Annotated in this window: 1 protein-coding gene; it reads right to left on the bottom strand. The window is 54.4% G+C overall.

The genetic code is table 11. From position 1 onward, the window contains the following. On the bottom strand, positions 1–461 hold a 461-nt coding region (locus ACEWB7_RS17500), incomplete at its 3' end, for an AAA family ATPase (RefSeq protein WP_411581023.1). Between the last annotated feature and the right edge of the window lie 19 nt (positions 462–480).

Here is a 480-nt window from a genome sequence, read left to right as displayed (position 1 = left end):
ATATCACGGGGGGCGTTACCGCGATATTTATCGTTTTGCAGCGCGACGCCATCTTCATCTTCCAGATCCACATCCAGCCATGGCATCACTCCCAGAACCGGGACGCCGGTAAGCGATTCGATTTGTTCGATACCGGAATAGAGTAGCGCCACGTCGCCGCGGAATTTGTTGATAATGACGCCCTTTACTCTGTCACGCTCCTGTTTGTGCAGTAGCGCCAGCGTGCCATAAATAGCGGCGAATACGCCGCCCCGGTCGATATCCGCCACCAGAATAACCGGACACTGGGCCATTTCCGCCATTCCCATATTGACGATATCGCGATCGCGCAGATTGATTTCCGCCGGGCTTCCGGCGCCTTCCAGCACAATAACGTCATATTCCTGCGCCAGGCTGTTATAGACCGCAAGGATTTGCTCACGCAAACGCGGTTTATAGTCATGGTAACTCACCGCATCCATATTGGTCGCCACTTTCCCC

The organism is Acinetobacter sp. NIOH-H-8, from assembly GCF_046635365.1.
In the GTDB taxonomy this organism is placed as follows: domain Bacteria; phylum Pseudomonadota; class Gammaproteobacteria; order Pseudomonadales; family Moraxellaceae; genus Acinetobacter.
Note: the sequence above shows the minus strand (reverse complement) of the source record. Positions and strands in the feature narration are given on the sequence as shown.